The organism is Streptomyces flaveolus, from assembly GCF_000716535.1.
Taxonomy (GTDB): domain Bacteria; phylum Actinomycetota; class Actinomycetes; order Streptomycetales; family Streptomycetaceae; genus Streptomyces; species Streptomyces flaveolus_A.
The window spans coordinates 1-3528 of record NZ_JNWV01000100.1 but is presented as its reverse complement, the minus strand read 5'-3'; the positions used below and the strand labels follow the sequence as shown (position 1 = coordinate 3528).

Annotated in this window: 1 protein-coding gene; it reads right to left on the bottom strand. The window is 76.4% G+C overall.

The features are described 5' to 3' along the window. A partial coding sequence (locus tag OO52_RS45220) for an SDR family NAD(P)-dependent oxidoreductase (RefSeq protein ID WP_037671526.1) occupies window positions 1-3528 on the bottom strand: 3528 nt, incomplete at both ends.

Sequence of the window (3528 nt, the reverse complement as noted above, 5' to 3'; positions counted from 1 at the left end):
TTGGGCGGCGAGGTGGAGGGCGACGAGGGAGGAGGAGCAGGCGGTGTCCACGGTGACGGCGGGGCCCTCCAGCCCGAAGGTGTACGCCACCCGGCCCGACGCCACACTGCCCGCGCTGCCGCTGACCAGATAGCCCTCGGCCTCCTGCGGCGCGCGCGGGGCCTGGTGCAGCCGGGCCCCGTAGTCGTTGTACATGACTCCCGCGAAGACGCCGGTACGTGAGCCGCGCAGGGACACCGGGTCCACCCCGGCCCGTTCGAAGGCCTCCCAGGCCGTCTCCAGCAGCAGCGCGTCCGTGCCGGAGGCGACCAGGTCCCACAGCTCCTCGGGCGAGGTGACACCGCCCGGGAAACGGCAGGCCATGCCGACGATCGCGATCGGCTCGTCGACGACGGCGGGGGCGGAGACGGACGCCGGCTCCACGGCGGACGAGGGGCGTGCGCCCGGCAACTCGTCGAGGAGACGGGCGGTGAGGGCGCCGGGGGTGGGATGGTCGAAGACCAGCGTGGTGGGCAGCCGCAGGCCCGTGGCGGTGCGCAGCCGGTTGCGCAGATCCACGGCCGCCAGCGAGTCGAACCCCAGGTCGCCGAAGGCGCGGTCGCGGGCCACGGCCCTGGTGTCACCGTGCCCCAGGACCGTGGCGACCGTCGTACGCACCAGTTCCAGCACCTCGCGCTCGGCGTCGGCCGCCGGCAGCCCGGCCAGCCGCTCGGCCCACGAGCCGTCCGTGGTGGCGACGGCCGCACGGCGCGGCGCCGTCCGCACCAGTGAGCGCAGCGGCGCCGGCACCGGGGCACCCGGCTCCTGGAGCGCCGACAGGGCGAACCGGGTGGCGACCAGCAGCGGCCGGGGCGCCCGCAGCGCCATGTCGAACAGCCGCAGCGCCCGCTCGGCGGAGAGCGGGGCGAGCCCGCCGCGCGCCAGGCGTGCACGGTCGGCCGCGGTCAGCTCTCCGGCCATGCCGTCGCCGGTGTCCCACAGGCCCCAGGCGAGGGAGGTGGCGGGCAGTCCCTGGGCGTGGCGGTGCTGGGCGAGGGCGTCGAGGACGGCGTTGGCGGCGGCGTAGTTGGCCTGGCCCGCGGTGCCGAGGAGACCGGTGACGGAGGAGAACAGCACGAAGGCGTCCAGGTCACGGCCCGCGGTCAGCTCGTGCAGGTGCAGGGCCGCGTCCGCCTTCGGCCGCAGTACGGCATGCAGCCGCTCGGGGGTCAACTCCGCCAGCACACCGTCGTCCAGCACCCCGGCCGCGTGCACCACCGCGGTGAGCGGCCGGTCCGCCGGCACCGAGGCGAGCAGGGCGGCGAGGGCCTCGCGGTCGGCGGTGTCGCACGCCGCGAGCGTGACCTCGGCGCCGAGCGCGGTGAGCCGGTCCACGAGGTCACGGGCGCCGGGCGCCTCGGGACCCCCCCGGCTGGTGAGCAGCAGGCGACGGACACCGTGGTGGGTGATCAGGCGCTCCGCGACCAGGGCCCCGAGGGACCCGGTGGCCCCGGTGAGCAGCACGGTGCCTCGTGCGGGGTCCCGGTCGGCGTCCCTCCGGGAAGCCGCACGGGCGGACCTGTGGCCGGCGCCCGCGTCGGCGGGAGGAACCGGATCGGCGTGCGTACCTACGCGAGAGGGCCCGTCGGCGTCCGTGCCGGCTGCCGCCAGTGCGTCGGCGTCCGCTTCGGCTGCCGGGAGGGCGTCAGCGTGTGTGTCTGCTGTCGGGAGGGCGTCAGCGTGTGTGTCTGCTGTCGGGAGGGCGTCAGCGTGTGTGTCTGCTGTCGGGAGGGCGTCAGCGTGTGTGCCTGCTGCCGAAAGGGCGTCATGTGTGCCGGCTGCGGCCGGTGCGTCGCCGTCCGTGCCGGTCGCCGAGCGCGCGGAGTCCCGGTCCGGGTCCGCGGTGGTCGTCCCGGCCGGAATCCTCACCAGGCGTGGCACCAGTGGCCGTCCACACCGCAGGGCGAGTTGCGGCTCACCCGTGGCCAGGGCGCCGCTCAGGGCCGCCGCCGACTCGTCGCTGCCGTCGCTGTCGACCAGCACGAACCGCCCGGGGTGTTCACTCTGCGCGGCCCGCAGCAGACCCCACACCGCCGCGCCCGCCAGACCCGGCACCGTGTCGCCGTCGACGGCGGCGCAGGCACCGGTGGTGACCACGGCGAGCCGCGCGCCGTCGTCCGCGTCGGACGCCAGCCATTCCTGGACCAGCGCGAGGGCCCGTTCGGCGGCGGCGTGGACGTCCGGCACCTCCTCGACACGCGCGACGGTGACGGGCTCCGCCGGCTCGCCCTCGGCGGACCGGGCCGGCGCGGCGACCCACTCGACGGCGTACAGCGGATCGGCGGCCGGGGCCGACGTCGCCTCGAGCGCCCCGGCGGGCAGCGGACGCAGGACGAGGGACCGCGCGGACAGCACCGGATCCCCCGCGGGGTCCCGGCCCACCAGCGAGAAGGCGTCGGTCCCGGCCGGCTCCAGACGCACCCGCAGGCTGCGCGCACCGGTGGCGTGCAGCCGCAGCCCCGACCAGGAGAACGGCAGCACCCTCTCGTCCGTCGCCGCGTCCACGTGCCGCACCGGCAGCAGATGCAGGGCCGCGTCCAGCAGCGCCGGGTGGACAGCGAACTCCGCCTCCTCGTCGCCCGGTTCACCGGCAAGGGCGACCTCGGCCAGCAGGGCGTCACCGAGCCGCCAGGCGGCCCGCAGGTTGCGGAACGCCGGGCCGTATCCGTATCCCAGGGCGGCGAGACGGTGGTACACCTCGCCGACGTCGGTGGCCACGGCACCGGCACCGGGCCAGGCGTCGTCCGCTCCGGGGTCCACGGACGCGTCGTCCGGGGCGAGCGCGCCGGAGGCGTACCGCACCCAGGGCGCGTCGGCGTCGGGCCGGGCGTGTACGGAGAACGGCCGGCGGCCGTCCGCCTCCGCGGCCGCCACCGTGAGCTGCACGGGCAGGGATCCCTCGGCCGGGAGGGCCAGCGGTGCCTCCAGGGTCAGCTCCTCCACCACGGGGGACCCCGCGCGTGCACCGGCGCGCAGCGCCAGGTCGGCGAAGAGGCTCGCCGGTGCCAGGGGCGTGCCGTCCACCGCGTGGTCGGCCAGCCAGGGCAGGGCGGCCGTACCGACCTCGCCGGAGTACTGCAGGCTGCCGTCGGCGGCGCGTTCCACCGGCGGGCCGAGCAGCACTCCCGCCGCCGACGGCCGGGCGTCGTCCCGCATCCAGTAGTGCCGGCGCTGGAAGGCGTACGTCGGCAGGTCGTCGGCCGGCGCCCGTTCGGGCAGCAGCGCGTCCCAGCCGGGGCGGAGGCCTCGGGTGTACAGGGTGGCGACCGCGGTGCGCAGGGTGTGCCGTTCGTCGCGGTTCCTGCGCAGGACCGGGATCGCACCGGGGGTGAGCGGGGTGAGGACGGCGTCGGGCCCCGCCTCGACGAACAGGTTCACCCCTTCCTGGACGAGTGTCTGTACGGCGTGGTGGTAGCGGACGGTTTCGCGGATGTGGCGGGTCCAGTAGTCGGGTGTGGTGAGTTGTTCGGGGGTGGCGAGGTGTCCGGT